This is a genomic window from Cupriavidus pauculus, from assembly GCF_022179805.1.
In the GTDB taxonomy this organism is placed as follows: Bacteria; Pseudomonadota; Gammaproteobacteria; order Burkholderiales; family Burkholderiaceae; genus Cupriavidus; species Cupriavidus pauculus_E.
Map to the genome: position 1 here is coordinate 17,390 of NZ_BPUO01000028.1, position 19,391 is coordinate 36,780.

The 19,391-nt window shown below is 67.3% G+C and carries 16 protein-coding genes and 1 pseudogene; 12 read left to right on the plus strand and 5 right to left on the minus strand.

Annotation, left to right across the window (positions count from 1 at the left end; genetic code table 11):
- Nucleotides 1–49 precede the first annotated feature (49 nt).
- Nucleotides 50–406, plus strand: a complete 357-nt coding sequence (locus MFF62_RS30125; protein WP_238267691.1) for a hypothetical protein — start codon at nt 50–52, stop codon at nt 404–406.
- The gene (locus MFF62_RS30130; protein ID WP_238267692.1) at nt 403–798 is read left to right on the plus strand and encodes a PIN domain-containing protein; all 396 of its coding nucleotides are present in this window, start codon (nt 403–405) and stop codon (nt 796–798) included. The genes MFF62_RS30125 and MFF62_RS30130 overlap by 4 nt, the downstream gene beginning before the upstream one ends.
- Before the next feature lie 10 nt (nt 799–808).
- Here the strand turns inward: MFF62_RS30130 and MFF62_RS30135 are convergent, their stop codons facing one another.
- Nucleotides 809–1,528, minus strand: coding sequence for an SDR family NAD(P)-dependent oxidoreductase (locus tag MFF62_RS30135; protein WP_238267694.1), 720 nt, complete (start codon nt 1,526–1,528; stop codon nt 809–811).
- 250 nt (nt 1,529–1,778) lie between these two features.
- Between MFF62_RS30135 and MFF62_RS30140 the strand changes: the two genes are divergently transcribed.
- Nucleotides 1,779–2,597, plus strand: coding sequence for an EamA family transporter (locus tag MFF62_RS30140; RefSeq protein ID WP_238267718.1), 819 nt, complete (start codon nt 1,779–1,781; stop codon nt 2,595–2,597).
- Between the two features lie 7 nt (nt 2,598–2,604).
- Here the strand turns inward: MFF62_RS30140 and MFF62_RS30145 are convergent, their stop codons facing one another.
- Nucleotides 2,605–3,207 carry a GNAT family N-acetyltransferase gene (locus tag MFF62_RS30145; protein WP_238267696.1) on the minus strand — a complete coding sequence of 201 codons (603 nt, stop codon included), beginning with the start codon at nt 3,205–3,207 and terminating at the stop codon, nt 2,605–2,607.
- Between the two features lie 90 nt (nt 3,208–3,297).
- Between MFF62_RS30145 and MFF62_RS30150 the strand changes: the two genes are divergently transcribed.
- The 9 genes from MFF62_RS30150 to MFF62_RS30190 all read left to right on the plus strand — a co-directional run bounded on the left by MFF62_RS30150 (nt 3,298) and on the right by MFF62_RS30190 (nt 15,256).
- A complete protein-coding gene (locus MFF62_RS30150; protein WP_238267698.1) occupies nt 3,298–3,792 on the plus strand; it encodes a winged helix-turn-helix transcriptional regulator in 495 nt (164 codons plus the stop codon).
- 334 nt (nt 3,793–4,126) lie between these two features.
- On the plus strand, nt 4,127–5,440 hold the full coding sequence (locus MFF62_RS30155; RefSeq protein ID WP_238267700.1) for an MFS transporter: 1,314 nt from the start codon (nt 4,127–4,129) through the stop codon (nt 5,438–5,440).
- 40 nt (nt 5,441–5,480) lie between these two features.
- Nucleotides 5,481–8,042 carry a nitrite reductase large subunit NirB gene (nirB, locus tag MFF62_RS30160; protein WP_238267702.1) on the plus strand — a complete coding sequence of 854 codons (2,562 nt, stop codon included), beginning with the start codon at nt 5,481–5,483 and terminating at the stop codon, nt 8,040–8,042.
- 15 nt (nt 8,043–8,057) lie between these two features.
- A complete protein-coding gene (gene nirD, locus MFF62_RS30165) occupies nt 8,058–8,441 on the plus strand; it encodes a nitrite reductase small subunit NirD (protein ID WP_238267705.1) in 384 nt (127 codons plus the stop codon).
- Between the two features lie 46 nt (nt 8,442–8,487).
- Complete coding sequence (locus MFF62_RS30170) at nt 8,488–9,744, plus strand: NAD(P)/FAD-dependent oxidoreductase (RefSeq protein ID WP_238267708.1); 1,257 nt, start codon at nt 8,488–8,490, stop codon at nt 9,742–9,744.
- A 44-nt stretch (nt 9,745–9,788) separates the two neighbouring features.
- A complete protein-coding gene (locus MFF62_RS30175; protein WP_238267709.1) occupies nt 9,789–12,533 on the plus strand; it encodes a nitrate reductase in 2,745 nt (914 codons plus the stop codon).
- 132 nt (nt 12,534–12,665) lie between these two features.
- A complete protein-coding gene (locus tag MFF62_RS30180) occupies nt 12,666–13,292 on the plus strand; it encodes a helix-turn-helix transcriptional regulator (RefSeq protein ID WP_238267710.1) in 627 nt (208 codons plus the stop codon).
- A complete protein-coding gene (locus tag MFF62_RS30185; protein ID WP_238267711.1) occupies nt 13,282–14,259 on the plus strand; it encodes an ornithine cyclodeaminase family protein in 978 nt (325 codons plus the stop codon). Before MFF62_RS30180 ends, MFF62_RS30185 begins: the two co-directional genes overlap by 11 nt.
- A gap of 28 nt (nt 14,260–14,287) precedes the next feature.
- Nucleotides 14,288–15,256, plus strand: coding sequence for a threo-3-hydroxy-L-aspartate ammonia-lyase (locus MFF62_RS30190; protein ID WP_238267712.1), 969 nt, complete (start codon nt 14,288–14,290; stop codon nt 15,254–15,256).
- A 172-nt stretch (nt 15,257–15,428) separates the two neighbouring features.
- On the opposite strand, the gene mdtD is transcribed toward MFF62_RS30190, so the two are convergent.
- From mdtD to MFF62_RS30205, 3 genes and pseudogenes are all read right to left on the minus strand, one after another.
- Nucleotides 15,429–16,874 carry a multidrug transporter subunit MdtD gene (gene mdtD, locus MFF62_RS30195; RefSeq protein WP_238267713.1) on the minus strand — a complete coding sequence of 482 codons (1,446 nt, stop codon included), beginning with the start codon at nt 16,872–16,874 and terminating at the stop codon, nt 15,429–15,431.
- Between the two features lie 73 nt (nt 16,875–16,947).
- Nucleotides 16,948–19,062: a TonB-dependent receptor family protein gene (locus tag MFF62_RS30200; RefSeq protein WP_238267714.1), complete on the minus strand. Its 2,115-nt coding sequence runs from the start codon at nt 19,060–19,062 to the stop codon at nt 16,948–16,950.
- 132 nt (nt 19,063–19,194) lie between these two features.
- Nucleotides 19,195–19,391: pseudogene (locus MFF62_RS30205) on the minus strand (bifunctional UDP-4-keto-pentose/UDP-xylose synthase); the annotation flags it as partial.

Here is a 19,391-nt window from a genome sequence, read left to right on the forward strand (position 1 = left end):
AGCGGCGGCGCCTGCCGACACTGTTCACTTAACCTGAGGGGTCAATACCATGCAAGCCAACGCACAAGGGATCATGTCCGGAGGTGGCGGGAATGACGACGATGCGATGCCACCGCCGGCGCCCGCCAGCGGGAAAAGATACTCGATCAAGGACCTGAAGGGCTGCCTGGCCGGACGCCGGCCGGCGCCTACCCGCGAGGAAATCGACCAGGCCGTGACCGAAGCGGACGCCAAGCGGCGGCGCAATGCCGCCGAGGTGGATTTCACGCCCGGCAAGAGCCGCTCCATCGGTGACCTGAAGGGTTGCCTCGCGGGCCGCGTGCAAGGGGTGGCGCCAACCGCGGAAGAGATCAAGGGCGCGATCGCGGAGTCGATCTGTAATCGCTACCTCAGGAGCTTCGCATGATCGGCCTGGATACCAATGTCCTCGTCCGCTACTTCGCACGGGACGATCCGGGGCTGACGCCGGTGGCCGATGCCTTGCTCGATTCGCTGTCTTCCCGCCAGCGTGGCTTCGTGCCGACGGTGGTGCTGGCGGAACTCGTCTGGACGATGGACCGGCGCTACGGCGCCGACCATCCCGAGATCATCGAGATCATTGGCCACCTGGTGCAGAGCGAAGAATTGGTGCTGGAGTCGCGGCGCGTCGTGCAATCCGCGCTGAGGCTCTACGTGGCAAGCTGCGGAGACTTTGCCGACTGCCTGATCCTCCGGACCTGCGAGGACGCCGGCTGCGACAACCTGGCGACGTTCGACCGCGCGGCCCGGCGCCTGGCCGGCTTGAACCTGCCGCATTGAAGCGGCAGGCTCAGCTCAACCCATCGAGCACCATATGTTGTCCATGAATGGCCTCGGCCGCGTCGGACGCCAGAAAGGCGACGGCGCGTGCCGCGGCGCCGGTGGAGACCCACCGGGCCGGGTCGGCCGATGGCATCGCATTCCGGTTGGCCGGCGTATCGAGGATGCTGGGGGCAATGCTGTTGACGTTGATGCCCGAGGCCCTGACCTCGTGCGACAGGCTTTCCACCAACCGTTGCAGCGCGCTCTTGGACGCCGTGTAGGCGCCCATCGCGGCGGCACCGGCGGCAGCGCCGCGTGCCGACACCGCGACCACCTTGCCACGCCGCTGGAACGTCATGGCCGGAATGAAATGGCCGGTGACGGCCACGAACGACCACGCGTTCAGATCCATCATGCGCATCCAGGATTCCCGGCTCAGCGCGTGGGTGGCCTCGCCCATTTCGAAGCCGCCGGCCACGTGGACCAGCACGTCGATCGTCCCGAACGCGTCGAGGATGGCCGCCGCCACCGGTGCCATCGCCGTATCGGACGTCACATCGGCCGCGTGCAGCAGCGTGCCGCCATGGTCCGGTTCGGGATGCGCGAACACGCTCTGCAGGTGCTGCAGGTTGTGGTCGATCAGCGCCAGCCGGGCGCCCTCCCCCGCGAAGCGGCTGGCCACGGCACGGCCCAGGGCGCCTGCCGCCCCGGTAATCACGACATGACGACGGGTGGCCTGGGCTTCCATGGTGATCTCCGGGAAAAAGGTCCTTCCACCATAGTGCCTGGGGTGGGACTTCGCCAGCGCCGGCCGCGCCAACTGTACAGCACGCGGCACTGGCATCTGTGCATGGCTGGCCGGCCGATGTTCGGGCAAGATGCCGCACCGGTCCGCAACGGGCCTACCGCACCAGGACAAGGAATTGCCTCTCACCCGGCCTCTCGCCCGCCTCCATCAAAGCGACACCCTGCTGGCCGTGCTGGCCCTGGTCGGCTCCATGGCGTCGCTCTGCATCGGCACCTCGTTCGCCAAGAGCCTGTTCGGGGCGATTGGCGCGCAAGGCACCGTGGCGCTGCGGGTGGGCTTTGCCGCGCTGATCCTGATCGCGGTCTGGCGGCCATGGCGCTTTCCGCTGTCGGGCGCCCATGCCCGGGCCATCGCCCTTTACGGTGCGGCGCTGGGTGCCACGAACCTGCTGTTCTATATGTCGTTGCGCACGATCCCGCTGGGATTGGCCATCGCCATCGAATTCACCGGTCCGCTGACCGTGGCCGTGCTGTCGTCGCGTCGGGCCATCGACTTCCTCTGGATTGCCTGTGCGGTGGCGGGGCTCGTCCTGCTGCTGCCGCTGGGCGAGGCAGCAACCCATCTTGACCCCGTCGGCATTGGCTTTGCGCTGACGGCCGGCGTCGGCTGGGCGCTCTATATCGTATTTGGCCAGATGGCCGGCAGCGCGCATGGCGGCCAGGCGACGTCGCTGGGCATGACCATGGCGGCGCTGGTGGCGCTGCCGTTCGGCGTGGCCCATGCGGGCACGGATCTGTTCTCCCCCGGCCTGCTGCTGTCCGGGCTGGCCGTCGGGCTGATGTCGAGTGCGATTCCCTACTCGCTGGAGATGGTCGCGCTGAAGCGACTGCCGCGCCGGACCTTCGGCATCCTGTTGAGCCTGGAGCCAGCCATGGGCGCGCTGGCCGGGCTGGCGTTCCTGCACGAACAACTGACGGCGATCCAGTGGGTAGCCATCGCGGCCATCATCACGGCATCGATCGGTTGTACCGCGACGGCGCGCAGCAAGCGCCCGGTTTCGGCCGACTAGCTACTGCTTAGTTGTCGGCAAACCAGTCGTGCGGCAGGTAATGCTCGCGCCGGCTGGTGGCTTCGGCCAGCGTCAGGCTGACTTCATGCAGGAAGCTGTCTTCGGGGTTGCGGCGCGTCGCGAATCCGCAGTCGCGCATGATGGCCAGCATGCGGCGGTTCTCGCTGAGCACATCACCACGCATGCCACGCAGCCGGCTGGCGCGGGCAATCTGCTGGAGCCGCTGGATCAGCCTGCGGCCCAGCCCCTGGCCCTGCCAGTCGTCGGCTACCACCACGGCCAGCTCGGCCACGTTATCCGCATTGACCACGTATTCGGCATTGGCCACGATCGATTCCGCGCCGTCGGGTGCGGCAGCCGTCAGCAGCAATGCCACGTCGTGGCCGGGGCGATGACCGACAAAGCCCTTCACCACCTCATCCGCCACCCTTCCACCGGTCATGAACCGGTAGTAGCGGCTCTCGCGGGACAACCCGTCGATAAACGCGCGCAGTCCGTCGTGGTCCGCTTGCCGCACCGCGCGCAGCGTCACCTGGGTGCCCCCGCGCACGGTCCAGCTTTCCTCATGGATCGATGAAGCCGCCGTACCTTGGTTGTGTGTCCCGCCCATCGCCTGCCCCTGACTACATTTTCTGTAGGCAGAACTATAGTCGATACCCTGACTTTTGCAAATGAAGTTAGAGGTGCTATGCTGCAAACCATGAATACGCCACCGCCGCCGATCACTCCCGCCGAGTTCGCGCAATGCTCGATTGCCGCGACACTGTCGTTGGTCGGCGAAAAGTGGACGATTCTTATCCTGCGGGACGTGTTCTCAGGCGTGCAGCGTTTCGACGACTTCCTGGAACGGCTCCAGTGCTCGCCAGCGGTGTTGTCCGCACGACTCAAGACGCTGACCGAGGCCGGACTGCTGCGCAAGGTCAGCTACAAGGAACCCGGCGAGCGCGAGCGCTTTGCCTACCGGCCGACACGCGCGGCCGTGGAATTGCTGCCGGTCATCGTCGGCCTCATGCAATGGGGCGACGCCCATATGAAACCCGAGGGCCAGGGGCCTGCGGAAATCCGTTCCCGGGTGAGCGGCCTGAAGGTGACGGCTGCGCTGATCGACGAAGCCGGCGAGCTGGTGTCGCCGTCGGACATGCAGCTCATTTCGCTGCTGTCCTCCTCCGTTTCCCCATCCGGCAAGCCGGATTGAATCCCGCCTGGCAGGCGCACCCACGCACCTGCCCCGGACATTGCACTGCACCATAGCCGTGCGGACGCACAAGTCTGGCGCCGCACCAAACCGCTGAATTGCGCCTGATACGTAACTTATTGGTGCTTTTCTGTGGCTCCAAGTCTCCAAATCACCACCTGACGGGGCTGGCACACCGCTTGCGATATAGGGAGCGGGCCGGTCAACGGCGATCCGCCCACCCCACACAGCACGGCGCCTATTCCATGTAGGCACCGTCAGGACAACGGCGTCCCCAGAACTGGCCCCTTCGCGCCAGCCTCTCGGGACGCCTTTTGTTTTTTGGAGCCCAAGAATGAACGGCAAAGCCACCCGGATCGACCTGCTGAGTCTGAAGACGCCGCAGATGCGCGCCTTCCATCTGACCTGGATGGCGTTCTTCGTCTGCTTCTTCGCGTGGTTTGCCTGCGCGCCGCTGATGCCGGTGCTCAAGGGCGAGTTCGGCCTGACGCCGGGCCAGATTGCCAATATCAATATCGCCGCCGTCGCCGTGACCATCATCGTGCGGCTGATCATCGGCCCGATGTGCGACCGCTTCGGCCCGCGCAAGACCTACACCGGCCTGCTGGCCGTGGGCGCCATTCCCGTGATCGGCGTGGCGTTTGCGCAGAACTACGAGACGTTCCTGTTCTTCCGCCTGCTGATCGGTGCGGTCGGTGCCAGCTTCGTCATCACGCAGTACCACACCTCGGTGATGTTCGCGCCCAACGTGGTCGGCACGGCCAACGCTGCCTCGGCCGGTTGGGGCAATGCCGGCGGTGGCGCCGCGCAGGGCCTGATGCCGCTGCTGCTGGCCGCCGTGCTGTTCCTGGGCGTGGACCACGCCATGGGCTGGCGCGTGGCGCTGATCGTGCCGGGCGCGCTGATGCTGGTGATGGCGCTGGTCTACTGGCGCTTCACGCAGGATTGCCCGGAAGGCAATTTCTCCGACCTGCGCGCTCGCGGCATCGCCGTCAGCGGCGGCAAGGGCGGTGGCGGCTGGGCCAGCTTCCGCGCGGCCAGCAGCAACTACCGCGTGTGGATGCTGTTCATCACGTATGGCGCCTGCTTTGGCGTGGAGATCTTCATCCACAACGTGGCCGCCACGTTCTATGTAGACCGCTTCGGCCTGTCGCTGTCGGCCGCCGGCATGGCCGCCGCCAGCTTCGGCCTGCTCGCGCTGTTCGCCCGTGCGCTGGGCGGCTATGTCTCGGATCGCGTGGCCAAGCGTCGCGGACTCGATGCCCGCTCCATCGTGCTGTTCGTCTTCATCCTCGGCGAAGGCCTGGGCCTGCTGGCCTTTGCCCACGCCTCGGGCGTGGCCGCCGCCGTCGCCGCGATGCTGGTGTTTGGCCTGTTCACCCACATGGCCTGCGGCGCCACCTACGCGCTGGTGCCGTTCATCGACCGCAAGGCGCTGGGCGGCGTGGCCGGCATCATCGGCGCGGGCGGCAACGTGGGCGCCGTGGCGGCCGGCTTCCTGATGAAGGGCCTGGGCGACCTGCAGACCACGCTGACGTACCTGGGCGTGGCCGCCACGCTGGCCGCGCTGTGCGCCATCGCCGTGCGCTTCAGCGCCGAGCACAAGGCCCGCGAGCAAGCGCTGTACGACAGCGCGCTGGCCAACTGAATCACGCACCCCCACATAAAGACAATCCTAGGAAAGCATCATGAAGATCATCATCGTCGGACACGGCATGGTCGGCCACAAGTTCCTGGAATGCCTGGCTGAAGCCGGCGCGCATGACCTGGAGGTGACGGTGCTCTGCGAGGAGCCGCGCCCCGCCTACGACCGCGTGCACCTGTCCGAATTCTTCGCCGGCAAGTCGGCCGACGACCTGTCGCTGGTGCCCGCGGGCTTCTTCGAGCAGCACAACAACATGCTGCTGCGCCTGAACGCCAAGGCCAGCGCCATCGACACCGCCGCGAAGACCGTCACCACGTCCACGGGCGAAACGCTGGCCTACGACAAGCTCGTGCTGGCCACCGGTTCCTACCCGTTCGTGCCGCCGCTGCCGGGCAAGGACCGCCGCGATACCTTCGTGTACCGCACCATCGAAGACCTGGAGGGCATGCTCGAATGCGGCAGCCGCGCCAAGTCGGGCGTGGTGATCGGCGGCGGGCTGCTGGGCCTGGAATGCGCCAAGGCCCTGCGAGACATGAACCTGCAGACCCATGTGGTGGAATTCGCCCCGCGCCTGATGGCCGTGCAGGTGGACGATGGCGGCGGCCGCATGCTGCGCCAGAAGATGCACGACCTGGGCGTGACCGCCCATACCGGCAAGAACACGGTCGAGATCGTCGACGGCGTGGATGGCACGCACCGCATGAACTTTGCGGACGGCACACACCTGGACACCGACATGATCGTGTTCTCGGCCGGTATCCGTCCGCGTGACGAACTGGCACGCGACAGCGGCCTGGCCATCGGCGCGCGCGGCGGCATCGTGATCGACAACAACTGCCTGACCTCGAACCCCGACGTCTACGCCATCGGCGAATGCGCGCTGTGGGACGGCAAGATCTACGGCCTGGTAGCCCCCGGCTACGACATGGCCCGCGTGGCCGCCCGCCACCTGCGTGGCGAAGCCGCCGAGTTTGCCGGCGCCGACATGAGCACCAAGTTGAAGCTGATGGGCGTGGACGTGGCCAGCATCGGCGACCCGCACGGCAATGTGCCGGGCAGCCGTTCGTACCAGTTCACCGACGAACGCAAGCAGGTCTACAAGAAGCTGGTGGTGTCCGATTGCGGCAAGTACCTGCTCGGCGGCGTGCTCGTGGGCGATGCCGCCGAGTACGGCACGCTGCTGCAGATGATGCTGAACCGCATCGAGCTGCCGGAGTCGCCCGAATTCCTGATCCTGCCGTCGTCGGACGGCCAGGCCAAGCCGGCCCTGGGTGCCGACGCCCTGCCCGACACCGCCCAGATCTGCTCGTGCAACAACGTCAGCAAGGGCCAGATCTGCGCCGCCGTGACCGATGGCGCCACCAGCATCGGCGCACTGAAGTCGTGCACCAAGGCCGGTACCGCGTGCGGCGGCTGCGTGCCGCTGGTCACGCAGATCATGAAGGCCGAGATGAAGAAGCAGGGCATGGCCGTGAACAACCATGTCTGCGAGCACTTCCCGTATTCGCGCCAGGAGCTGTACCACCTGGTGCGCGTGGGCAAGTTCAAGACGTTTGACGACCTGCTGGCCGCCCACGGCAAGGGCCTGGGCTGCGACGTCTGCAAGCCCACCGTCGGCAACATCCTGGCGTCGTGCTGGAACGATTTCGTGCTCAAGGAAGAACACGCCAGCCTGCAGGATTCGAACGACTACTTCCTGGCCAACATCCAGAAGGACGGCACCTACTCGGTGGTGCCGCGCATGCCGGGCGGCGAAGTCACGCCCGACGGCCTGATCGCCGTGGGCCAAGTTGCCAAGAAGTACGGCCTCTACACCAAGATCACCGGCGGCGCGCGCGTGGACATGTTCGGCGCCCGGCTGGAGGAACTGCCACTGATCTGGGAAGAACTGGTGGCGGCCGGCTTTGAATCGGGCCACGCGTACGGCAAGTCGCTGCGCACGGTGAAATCGTGCGTGGGCTCCACGTGGTGCCGCTACGGCGTGGACGATTCGGTCGGCCTGGCCATCGAGATCGAGAACCGCTACAAGGGCCTGCGCGCGCCGCACAAGATCAAGTTCGGCGTATCGGGCTGCACGCGCGAATGCGCTGAAGCGCAGGGCAAGGACGTGGGCATCATCGCCACCGAAAAGGGCTGGAACCTGTACGTGTGCGGCAACGGCGGCATGAAGCCGCGCCATGCCGAACTGCTGGCCGGCGACCTGGACCGCGAAACGCTGATCCGCTACGTCGACCGCTTCCTGATGTTCTACGTGCGCACGGCCGACCGCCTGCAACGCACCAGCACGTGGCGCGACAACCTCGAAGGCGGCCTGGACTACCTGAAGTCCGTGGTCATCGACGACAAGCTCGGCATCGGCACCGAACTCGAATCCAACATGCAGCACGTGGTGGATACCTACGAGGACGAGTGGAAGAAGGCCATCACCGACCCCGAAACCCGCAAGCGCTTCCGCCATTTCGTGAACAGCGACCTGCGCGACGACAACTTGGTCTTTCTGGAGGAACGCGGCCAGATCCGCCCCGCCTCGCCGGAGGAACGGAACTTGCAGCGTTCACGCCTGAGCCACATTCCCGTGGTGACCGTGCCCGCAAAAGCAGCCTGAAACAAGGAGAACGTGATGAGCCAAGCCCACCATCCCGAAACCTGGACCGCGATTTGCACCTTGCGCGACATCGTGCCCAATACTGGTGTCTGCGCCCTGGTCGACAAGAAGCAGGTTGCCGTCTTCCGTATCGGCCGCGGCGAAGAGGTCTACGCGATCGCCAATTTCGACCCCAACTCGCAGGCCAACGTGCTGTCGCGCGGCCTGGTGGGCAGCCTGGCCGACCGCATCGTGGTGGCTTCGCCGATCTACAAGCACCACTTTGACCTGCGTACCGGCGAGTGCCTGGAGGCGCCCGAGCATTCGGTGGCCGCCTATGCGGCGCGCGTCTATGACGGCAAGGTCTGGGTGGCCGCTTCGGTGGTGCAACCCGAGGCCGAGGAAGAACTGGCCGCCTGATCGCCCGCACACGCGCCCCCTCCCCGACCCAGCCAACAGGAACACGATGCTCACGACGCCCCCCGCCACGTCTCCCGCCAGCCGGGCCAAGCCGCGACTGGTCGTGGTCGGCAACGGCATGGCCGGCATGCGCACGGTCGAGGAACTGCTGAAGCTCGCGCCGGACCTGTACGACATCACAGTGTTCGGCGCCGAGCCGCACGGCAACTACAACCGCATCCTGCTGTCCCCGGTGCTTGCCGGCGAGAAGACCGTCGACGACATCATGCTCAATACGCGCGACTGGTACGCGCAGAACGGCATCGAACTGCTGGCCGGCGACCCCGTGGTGGCCATCGACCGGCCGCGCCGCCTCGTACGTTCGGCATCGGGCAAGGAAGTGCACTACGACCGCCTGCTGCTGGCCACCGGGTCCAAGCCGTTCATCATCCCGGTGCCCGGCCACACGCTCGACGGCGTGATCGCGTTCCGCGACATCCAGGACGTGGAGACGATGCTGCACGCCGCGCGCAACCACCGCCATGCGGTGGTCATCGGCGGCGGGCTGCTGGGCCTGGAAGCCGCCAACGGCCTGATGCGCCAGGGCATGGAAGTGACCGTCGTGCATCTGGCCGACAGCCTGATGGAACGCCAGCTCGACCGCCCCGCCGCCGAACTGCTGAAGACCGCGCTCGAACGCAAGGGCCTGCGCTTCCTGCTGAGCGCGCAGACGGCCGGCATCCTGGGCGACGACCGCGTGACCGGCGTGCTGTTCAAGGACGGCACCCGCATTCCGGCCGACCTGGTGGTGATGACCGCCGGCGTGCGTCCCAACATCGACCTGGCAGCTGGTGCCGGGCTGCGCTGCGAGCGCGCCATCGTGGTGGACGACACGCTGCAAACGTTCGACCCGCGCATCTATGCCGTGGGCGAATGCGTGCAGCATCGTAACGCCACGTTTGGCCTGGTGGCCCCGATCTGGGATCAGGCGCGCGTCTGCGCGGCGCACCTGGCCGGTGCCGGACACCGCCGCTACGTGCAGCAGGCCACGGCCACCAAGCTCAAGGTGACCGGGGTAGACCTGTACTCGGCGGGCGACTTCATCGGCGCCGAAGGCAGCGAGGACCTGGTGCTGCGCGATCCGCGCCGGGGCGTCTACAAGCGGCTGGTGCTGCAGGACGGCCGGCTGGTGGGCGCCGTGCTGTACGGCGACGTGAAGGACGGCCCCTGGTATTTCGATCTGATCCAGTCCGGCAAGCCCATTGCCGCGCTGCGTCAGCGCCTGCTGTTTGGCCAGGCGCAATGTGAGGCCCTGGCGGCATGAAGCCTGTCTGAACCCTGCCGTCATCGACCAGAGAGATTGAACCCGTGAACCTGTCCGATATTGCGGTGGTCGCCAAGACCACCACCAAGACTGTCTCCACCACCTGCCCGTACTGCGGCGTGGGATGCGGAGTGCGCGCCTCGGTGCGCGCCGACGGCCAGGTCGAAGTGCAAGGCGATGCCGACCACGCATCGAATTTTGGCCGTCTGTGCGTCAAGGGCTCGGCCCTGGGCGATACCGTGAGCCTGGACGGCCGGCTGCTGCATCCGCAACTGCGCGATGCCGACGGCAGCCTGCGGCGCGTGAGCTGGGACGAGGCGCTGGACAAGGTGGCCGGCGGCTTTGCGGACATCATCGCGCAGCACGGCCCCGATGCCGTGGCGCTGTACGTGTCGGGCCAGATCCTGACCGAGGACTACTACATCGCCAACAAGCTGATGAAGGGCTTCATCGGCTCGGCGAACATCGACACCAATTCGCGCCTGTGCATGTCGTCGGCCGTGGCCGGCCACAAGCGCGCGTTTGGCGAAGACCTGGTGCCGTGCAACTACGAAGACCTGGAGCAGGCGGACCTGGTGGTGCTGGTGGGCTCCAACACCGCGTGGTGCCACCCGATCCTGTTCCAGCGCCTGACGCGCGCCAAGGAAGCGCGGCCCGACATGAAGATCGTGGCCATCGACCCACGCCGCACCGCCACGTGCGAACTGGCCGACCTGCACCTGCCGCTCAAGGCCGGCACCGACGTGCGGCTGTTCAACGGCCTGCTCAGCTACCTGGCGCGCCACGGCCATGCCGATGCCGCCTTCGTGGACGCCCATACCGCCGGGCTCGACGATGCGCTGGCCGTGGCCGAGGTCGATGGCGCGGACATCGCCGCGCTGGCCCGCGCCTGCAAGCTCGACCCACAGGACCTGCAGGCCTTCTTCGAAATGTTCGCTGGTACGAAGAAAGTCATCACGGCGTTCTCGATGGGCGTGAACCAGTCGTCGGCAGGCACCGACAAGGTCAACAGCATCATCAACTGCCACCTGCTGACGGGCCGCATCGGCGCCCCCGGCATGGGTCCGTTCTCGCTCACGGGCCAGCCCAACGCCATGGGCGGCCGCGAAGTGGGCGGCCTGGCGAACATGCTGGCCGCGCACATGGAACTGGCCAACCCGGTCCATCGCGACATCGTGCAGAGCTTCTGGCAGTCGCCCCATATGGCCGACAAGCCCGGCCTGAAGGCCGTGGACCTGTTCAATGCCATCGAGGCCGGCACGGTCAAGGCCGTGTGGGTCATCGCCACGAACCCCGTGGTGAGCCTGCCCGACGCCGACCAGGCGCGCCGCGCGCTGGCCAAGTGCGAACTCGTGGTGACGTCCGACATCGTCACGCACACCGACACCAACGACGCCGCGCACGTGCTGCTGCCCGCGCTGGGCTGGGGCGAGAAGGACGGCACGGTCACCAATTCCGAGCGCCGCATCTCGCGCCAGCGTGCTTTCCTGGACGCACCGGGCGAAGCGCGCGCCGACTGGGACATCCTGTGCGACGTGGCACGCCGCATGGGCTTTGCCGGCTTCGACTACGCTGGCCAGCACGAGATCTTCGACGAACACGCGCGCCTGAGCGCCTGGCGCAATGGCGACGCCGACGCTGGCGACGCCCCGCGCATGTTCGACATCGGCGGCCTGACGGGCCTGAGCCAGCGCGCCTACGACGACTTCGCGCCCGTGCAGTGGCCGGTTCGTGCGGATGACACGGCGGCAGCCGGCACGCAGCGGCTGTTCGAGGATGGCCGCTATGCATTTGCCGACGGCCGTGCGCGCTTCGTGCCCACGGCGGCGCGCGCGCCGATGCACGCCGCCGACGACGAATTCCCGCTGATCCTGAACACGGGCCGCGTGCGCGACCAGTGGCATACCATGACGCGCACCGGCAAGGCTGCCCGCCTGGCCGATCACTTGCCCGAGCCGTTCGTCGACATGCACCCGCAGGATGCGCTGCTGTGCGGCGTGGGCGAAGGCAAGCTCGCGCGCGTGTCCAGCCGCTGGGGCGCCATGGTGGCGCGCGTGCGGTTTGGCGGCGGCATTCCGCGCGGCAGCGTCTTCGTGCCGATCCACTGGAACGACCAGTTCAGTTCCGATGCGCGCGTGGGTGCCGTGGTCAATCCCGTGGTCGACCCGGTGTCGGGCGAGCCCGAGTTCAAGCACACGCCGGTATGCGTGGAAGAGTTCCGCGTGTCGTGGCACGGCTTTGTGCTGAGCCGTGGCGCCCTGCCCGCCGAATCGCTGACGTACTGGACGCGCATCCAGGGCAAGCAGTTCCACCGCCACGAATTCGCCGGCCGCGAGACCATTTCCGACCGCACCGCCTGGGCGCGCAACCTGTTGGGCGTGCAGGACCCCGACGCCGACTGGCTCGAATACGAGGACCGCACCGCCGGCATCTATCACGCAGGCTATGTGGTCAACGACCGGCTGGAAGCCTGCGTCTACGTGTCCACGCGCGCCGACCTGCCGTCGCGCGCCTGGCTGTCGCAACTGTTCGGCCAGGACCGCCTGGAAGACAGCGACCGCATCGGCCTGCTGCTGGGCCAGCCGCTGGAAAAGACCGCCGATGCCGGCCCGACGGTCTGCTCGTGCTTCGGCGTGGGCCGCAATACGATCTGCGACGCCGTGCGGAAGCACGACCTCAAGACCCCGGCCGAAATCACCGCCTGCGTGAAGGCCGGCGGCAACTGCGGCTCGTGCGTGCCGGAATTGCGCAAGCTGCTGTCCGAGATCCGGATCGTGGAAGCGGCCTGAACGCCATGCCGCACTGACTCAAGGCGCAGGAGCCCGGCGGCTCTTGCGCCATTTTTCCGTCTGTTTCTTGACATTTAGTCCAGCTCTATACAAACTGTCCAGCACCGTATTTTCATTAGTTGCTGGCGACCCATGTCCAAACGCACCCCCGAGCAGCGCCTGCTGCTCGAACAGATCAAGCAGGTAGCCGATGGCCTGGGCCAGACGCTGGCGCCGTTCTGCGAGGTCGTGGTGCACGACCTGCTGGAGCCGGGCCAGTCTATCCTGGCCATCCACAACAACCTGTCCGGCCGCGACGTGGGTGATCCCACCACGGAGCTGGGCGAGGCGCGCATCACCGATCCCGACTATCCGCAGATCCTGGCCAACTACGCGAACCAGTTCGCCGACGGGCGGCAGGCCAAGAGCACGTCGATCGGCATCAAGGACAGCAGCGGCCGCTATGTGGCGGCGCTGTGCATGAACGTGGACCTGACGCTGTTCCGCAGCCTGCAGATGGCCATGGGCCAGTTTGTGCAGACCGCCGCCGAGGGTCCCCGCGAAACGCTCGACCCCGCCAGCACCGAAGCCCTGCGCGCGCGCATCGACGCCTTTGCGGCGCGCCAGGCCACCACGCCGCGCGCGCTGAAGACCGACGACCGGCGCGCGCTGCTGGCCGAACTCAAGGCATCGGGCCTGCTGGAAGTGCGGCGGGCCATGGAAACCGTCGCGGCACATCTTGGCGTGTCGCGCGCCACCGTTTATTCCTATGCACGCTAATCCCGACGCGCAGCTGCTGCTGCTCGACAAACACGCCGTGGAAGCGGCGCTCGTCCCCGACGACGTACTGGCCGCCGTACGCGAAGCCTTCATCCTGCACAGCCATCGCGAGGGGCGCGTCTTTCCGCTGATCCGCGAGAAGCTGGCCACCGGCGGCGTGTTCGGCATCAAGGCCGGCGATGTCGGCCGGCAGAACCTGCTGGGCTTCAAGGCCGCGGGCTTCTGGCCCGACAACCGCCAGCGCGGCGGCGAGCCGCACCAGGCCACGATCATGCTGATCGACCCCGCCACGGGCCGCCCGCTGTGCCTGCTCGACGGCAACGCCATCACCACGGCGCGCACCGGCGCGGCCGGCGGCATCGGGCTGCAGGCGCTGGCACGGCCGGACGGCCGCCGCGTCTGCGTGTTCGGCACCGGCGTGCAGGCCCGCGTGCAACTGCGCTATGCGCTGGCGCTCATGCCCACGCTGACCGATGTCCGTTACGTCAGCGCCAACGGCAAACCATCCGCCAGCTTCGAGGCCGAATTTGCCGATCGCTGCCGGATTTCGCTGTCCACCGACCGCAATGCCGCCGTGGCGGACAGCGACGTGGTGATCACCGCCACGCCAGGCGGCGGCGCATTGTTCGATGCCGATGCCGTGCAGCCAGGCACCCACCTGACCTGCGTGGGCGCCGACACCAGTGGCAAGCGCGAACTGCCGGCTGGCGTGCTGGAACGCGCGCGCGTCGTGGCCGACGACCTGGAGCAGGCCCGCCGCATTGGCGAATGCCAGTGGTCGCCCGACCTGCATTGCCTCGAGATTGGCGACCTGCTGACCGGCGCCGCCACGTTCGAGCGGCAAGCCGCCGACATCACCGTATTCGACATGACCGGCCTGGCCCTGCAGGACCTGACGGTCGCCCGCTTCCTCCACGAGCGCGCGCTGGCCGATGGCGCCGGCACGCGGCTGGCCTGGCCCTGGTAACCCTCTTTTTCTCGCACCCGATACCATCATGACGACCCTGCAACTGCCCACCTACGCCGACGTCGAAGCCGCTGCCCAGCGCCTGGCCGGCTACGCCAACCGCACCCCGGTCAACACCTCGCGCACGCTCAACGACCTGATGGGCGCCGAGGTGTTCTTCAAGTGCGAGAACTTCCAGCGCATGGGCGCCTTCAAGTTCCGTGGCGCATTCAATGCACTGTCGAAGTTCACGCCCGAGCAACGCCGTGGCGGCGTGGTGGCCTTCTCGTCGGGCAACCACGCGCAAGGCATTGCCCTGTCGGCCAAGCTGCTGGGCATGCCGGCCACGATCGTGATGCCGCTCGACGCGCCCGCGCTGAAAGTGGCCGCCACCAAGGGCTACGGCGCCACCGTGGTGAGCTACGACCGCTACAAGGAAGACCGCGAAGCCATCGGCCGTGACCTGGCGGAAAAGCACGGCATGACGCTGATTCCGCCGTACGACCACCCCGATGTGCTGGCCGGCCAAGGAACGGCGGCCAAGGAACTGTTCGAGGAAGTAGGCCCGCTGGACGTGCTGCTCACCCCGCTGGGCGGCGGCGGACTGCTGTCCGGCACGGCGCTGACCACGCGCGCACTGGCGCCGAACTGCCAGCTCTTCGGCGTGGAGCCTGAAGCCGGCAACGACGGCCAGCAGTCGCTGCGCAGCGGCTCGATCGTGCATATCGACACGCCGAAGACCATCGCCGACGGCGCGCAGACCCAGCACCTGGGCAACTACACGTTCGGCATCATCAAGCGCGACGTCAACGACATCCTGACCGCCAGCGACGCGCAACTGGTGGACGCCATGCGCTTCTTCGCCGAACGCATGAAGATGATCGTGGAACCCACCGGCGCCCTGGGCCTGGCCGCCGCGCTGCAGATCAAGGATCAGCTCAAGGGCAAGCGCGTGGGCATCATCATCAGCGGCGGGAACGTGGATATTTCGTGGTTTTGTGAGTTGATGGGGCGGTAAGGCCGGTCAATTTGCTACCAGAACGGCTCCCCTCTCCCGCGCAGTGGGAGAGGGGTTGGGGGTGAGGGCCAGCGGCTCTGTTTGCCGACAAGTCGCAATTTGAACTGCCGCGCCCTCACCCCCGCCCCTCTCCCGCCATGCGGGAGAGGGGCGCAAAACCAAAAGCAAAACCCTACACTTCCTCCGACGGCTGCGCCTTCGCCACAGCCACGATCGGCTCGCGATCCAGCTGCATGAAGATCCAAGCCGACGCCGACGTAATCAGCCCCACGCAGATGAACGTCGCGTGGAATGCCGGCAGGACATCGAAGTGATGCGAGCCGATGCCGGCCTGGAACGTGGCCAGCAGCGCGCCCGCCGACGTGACCGCCAGGCTCATGGACAGCATCTGCACCATCGACAGCATGCTGTTGCCGCTGCTGGCATTCACCCCGCTCAGGTCCTTCAGCGTCACGGTGTTCATGGCCGTGAACTGGACCGAGTTGACCGCCCCGAACAGCGCCATCTGCAGGATCGCCAGCGGCAGCGGCAGCGTGGGCGAGATCAGCGCGAACGACGCCATCACCAGCCCCACCACGAACGTATTGACTACCAGCACCTTGCGATAACCGAAGCGTTCGATCAGCCGCGTGGCCAGCCGCTTCGATGCCATGCCGGCCACGGTCACCGGCACCATCATCAGGCCGGCGTTGAACGGTGAATAGCCAAGGCTGACCTGCAGCGTCAGCGGAAACAGGAACGGCATGGCGCCGTTGCCGATGCGCGCGAACAGGTTGCCCAGCAGGCCGACGCTGAACGCGTGGATGCTGAACAGCTTGAGCGGGAACAGCGGCATCTTGCTGCGGTTGGCGTGCAGCACGTAGGCGGTCAGCGCGGCCATGCTGGCGATCAGCAGCATCAGCACCGTGGCGTGCTGGAAGCCCATGCCGGCCAGTCCGTCCAGCGAAAACGACAGCGTCACCATGGCGATGGCCAGGAATGCGTAGCCGGCGATGTCAAAGCGCCCGATGCCGGGCATGCGCGCATTGGGCATGTAGCGCACCGTGGCCAGCGCGCCGATCAGGCCCACCGGCACGTTGATCAGGAAGATCCAGTGCCACGAAAACGTCTGCGTGATCCAGCCGCCCAGCGTCGGGCCGATCAGCGGCCCGATCATGCCCGGGATGGCCACGAAGCTCAGCGCCTGCAGATACTGTTCGCGCGGAAACGTGCGCAGCACCGACAACCGCCCCACCGGCAGCAGCATCGCCCCGCCCGCGCCCTGCACCACGCGCGCGGCGGACAGCATCGGCAACGTGGGCGCCCACGCGCACAGCAGCGACCCCAGCACGAACAGGCCGATGGCGGTCTGGAAGATCGTGCGCGTGCCGAAGCGGTCGGCCAGCCAGCCCGACGCCGGGATGATCACGGCCATCGTCAGCGAATAGGCGATGACCACCGACTGCATGCGCAGCGGGCTCTCGCCCAGGCTGCGCGCCATCGACGGCAAGGCGGTGTTGACGATCGTCGAATCGAGCGTCTGCATGAAGAACCCCACCGCCACCACCCACAGCATGATGCGCAGCTTGGGGTCCTGGGGCATGGCGGCGGATTCGGCGGGGGGCGTGGCTAGTGACATGGCAGAAAGATGCCGGGGGCGGCTGAAACCGCCACCTTAGGCGCGCGATGCCGCGTTGGCAAGCTTGGCTGCATCACATCGACGCCCGCAGCCCCACGAAAAAGCGCCTGCCCGGCGCCGGTTCGTAGTATCTGCCGTTGGCCTCATTGACGATGACCGAGCCGATGTAGTGCCGGTCGGCCACGTTGTCGATCCGCCCGAACACATACCATTGCGTGGCGCCGGTCCGGAACGTGTAGCCGGTCTTGAGATTGACGATGAAGTAGCCGGGCGCGGCCTGCGTGTTGAGGTCGTCCGCGTAGACCTTGCTGTCGGCCTTGGCTTCCACGCCCACCATCCACTGGCCCCACGGCTTGTACGTCAGCTCCGCGCCAAAGCTGTGGCGCGCGGTGCCGGGCAGGCGGTTGCCGGCTGCCACCGGCGCGCCCTGCGCGTTGACGAACGCGTCACCGAAGTAGGCATCCAGGTAGGTATAGGCCAGCCCGGCCACCAGCCGCTGGGCCGCGCCGAACGTGCCGTGCCAGCCCAGTTCCAGCCCGCGCCGGCGCACACCATCCACGTTCTGGTAGACGGTGCGGCCGTTGTTGTTCGACAGCGGCACGATTTCGCTGTGGCTGTCCGCGTCGAACAGCGCGGCATCGAGCCGCTGGCTGCCCGACTGCCACTTCACGCCGATCTCGCCCTGGCGGCTGGTCGATGCCTGCAGGCCCAGGTTGGCCCCCACGCCACCCGGGCCATAGGCCACCTCGGTCAGCGTAGGGGTCTCGAAGCCGCGTCCCAGGTTGGCGTAGACGTTGAGCGTGTCCATCGCATGCCAGACCACGCCCAGTACCGGACTGAGATTGCGATAGGTGGACGTGCCGCTGTCGTCGGGGCTGGCCGGCGTCACGAAATGGTCGTCGATGCGCAGCCGCACCATGCTCGCGCGCAGCCCGCCCACCACTTCCCAGGCCGGATGCACGGTCCAGTTGAACTGGGCAAAGGCGCCGTAGTCGGTGGCTTCGTCAGTCTCGTCGCGCCGCAGCGCGCCCTGCTGGCCGTTGTCGTTGACGTAGCCATGGCGCGCGTCGCGCATGCCGTTGGCCTCGATGCCGGCGGTCCATTGCAGCGGCAGCCCGTTGGCCGTGGTCTTGCGCGTCCACGACAGCGCCCCGCCGCCATAGGTACGGTCCAGATCGACGATGCCGCCCGCAGAGTTGAGCGCGGCACCGCTGAAGCCCAGGCGCTGGGTCAGCTGACGGCCGCCGCCATAGAGCCGGAAATTAAGGCTGTCGCGGTCCGTGAGCTGGTGGTCGATGACCACGCCGGCCTGCGTCTGCTCTACGTCCTTGCCAGTGTTGAACTGCGTGGCCGCCCCGATGGCCTGGCGCGGATTGGCCTCGGCCTGGGCGCGCGTCAGCCCCAGCGGATCTTCGGCCAGCGGCTGGTTGAAGTAGTTGAACTGGCCGGTGATCTTCGTGGCCGTCGTGGGCTGGGCCACCACCTTGGCATTGAGCTGGTAGCGACGGGCCGCGCTGTGGTCGCGGTAGCCGTCGGTCTGGTAGGTCCAGGCATCGAGCGAGGCGCCGAGGCGGTCGTTGCCGCCGCCCACCATCACACCCGCCTGCCATTGGCCGTCCGAGCCGAAGCCGGTCGAGGCGCGCCCGGTGAAGCCCGTTTTGGGCGGATCGGGCGTGAACACCTGCACCACGCCGCCCGACGCATTGCCATACATCTGCGCGAACGGGCCGCGCAGCACTTCCACGCGGCTGGCGTTGGCCAGGTCGAAGGTCGATGCCTGGCCCTGGCCATCGGGCATGGTGGCCGGAATGCCGTCGACGAACAGCCGCACGCCGCGCACGCCAAACGTCGAGCGGCTGCCGAAGCCGCGCACCGATATCTGCAGGTCCTGGGAATAGTTCTGGCGGTCGCGCACGGCGATGCCTGGGCTGGTCAGCGTCAGTTCGGACAGGCTGACCAGTGGCGAGGCGGCGGTGAAGGGATCGACCGGGATGCTGTCGACGGCAGCAGGTGCGTCGAAGCGGCGCTGCTCGTTGCGGTTGGCGCTGACCACCACGTCGGGCAAGGTCGTCTCGTCGGCCCAGGCAGGCGCGGCGGGCGCCAGCGCCAGCGGCACTACCAGCCAGGCCGCGCGGCGGCGCCTGGCCAACAGGCAAGGGAAAGTCAGGGTGCTGCCGGCAGCGTGCATGGGGGCGCGTCCCGAAAGTAGACACCTGGCACGCGCGAATCGCGCGTGGCGCATAGTCTACCCGCAGTTGCCCCGCCCCCGCCGTCGGGCTGCGGCCGACAGGGGCGCCCAGCCCCGGCCGGGCGCCTCGGCTTAGTTGCCGCTGCCGACCAGCGTGCGGGCGTCCACCACCTTGTCGCGGTATGCCTCGAAGATGCGACGCAGCGCCTGCTCCATCGTCACCTCGGGCTTCCAGCCCAGCTCGTCCATGGTGTTGTCGATCTTCGGCACGCGGTGCTGCACGTCCTGGTAGCCCTTGCCGTAGAACTCGCCCGACGACGTTTCCACGA

Coding starts and splice junctions, on each gene's coding strand:
- MFF62_RS30130 (WP_238267692.1), top strand. CDS start 403: ATGATCGGCCTGGATACCAATGTCCTCGTCCGCTACTTCGCACGGGAC.
- nirB (WP_238267702.1), top strand. CDS start 5,481: ATGAAGATCATCATCGTCGGACACGGCATGGTCGGCCACAAGTTCCTG.
- mdtD (WP_238267713.1), bottom strand. CDS start 16,874: ATGTCACTAGCCACGCCCCCCGCCGAATCCGCCGCCATGCCCCAGGAC.
- MFF62_RS30200 (WP_238267714.1), bottom strand. CDS start 19,062: ATGCACGCTGCCGGCAGCACCCTGACTTTCCCTTGCCTGTTGGCCAGG.
- MFF62_RS30150 (WP_238267698.1), top strand. CDS start 3,298: ATGAATACGCCACCGCCGCCGATCACTCCCGCCGAGTTCGCGCAATGC.
- MFF62_RS30135 (WP_238267694.1), bottom strand. CDS start 1,528: ATGGAAGCCCAGGCCACCCGTCGTCATGTCGTGATTACCGGGGCGGCA.
- MFF62_RS30170 (WP_238267708.1), top strand. CDS start 8,488: ATGCTCACGACGCCCCCCGCCACGTCTCCCGCCAGCCGGGCCAAGCCG.
- MFF62_RS30140 (WP_238267718.1), top strand. CDS start 1,779: ATGGCGTCGCTCTGCATCGGCACCTCGTTCGCCAAGAGCCTGTTCGGG.
- nirD (WP_238267705.1), top strand. CDS start 8,058: ATGAGCCAAGCCCACCATCCCGAAACCTGGACCGCGATTTGCACCTTG.
- MFF62_RS30185 (WP_238267711.1), top strand. CDS start 13,282: ATGCACGCTAATCCCGACGCGCAGCTGCTGCTGCTCGACAAACACGCC.
- MFF62_RS30155 (WP_238267700.1), top strand. CDS start 4,127: ATGAACGGCAAAGCCACCCGGATCGACCTGCTGAGTCTGAAGACGCCG.
- MFF62_RS30145 (WP_238267696.1), bottom strand. CDS start 3,207: ATGGGCGGGACACACAACCAAGGTACGGCGGCTTCATCGATCCATGAG.
- MFF62_RS30125 (WP_238267691.1), top strand. CDS start 50: ATGCAAGCCAACGCACAAGGGATCATGTCCGGAGGTGGCGGGAATGAC.
- MFF62_RS30190 (WP_238267712.1), top strand. CDS start 14,288: ATGACGACCCTGCAACTGCCCACCTACGCCGACGTCGAAGCCGCTGCC.
- MFF62_RS30180 (WP_238267710.1), top strand. CDS start 12,666: ATGTCCAAACGCACCCCCGAGCAGCGCCTGCTGCTCGAACAGATCAAG.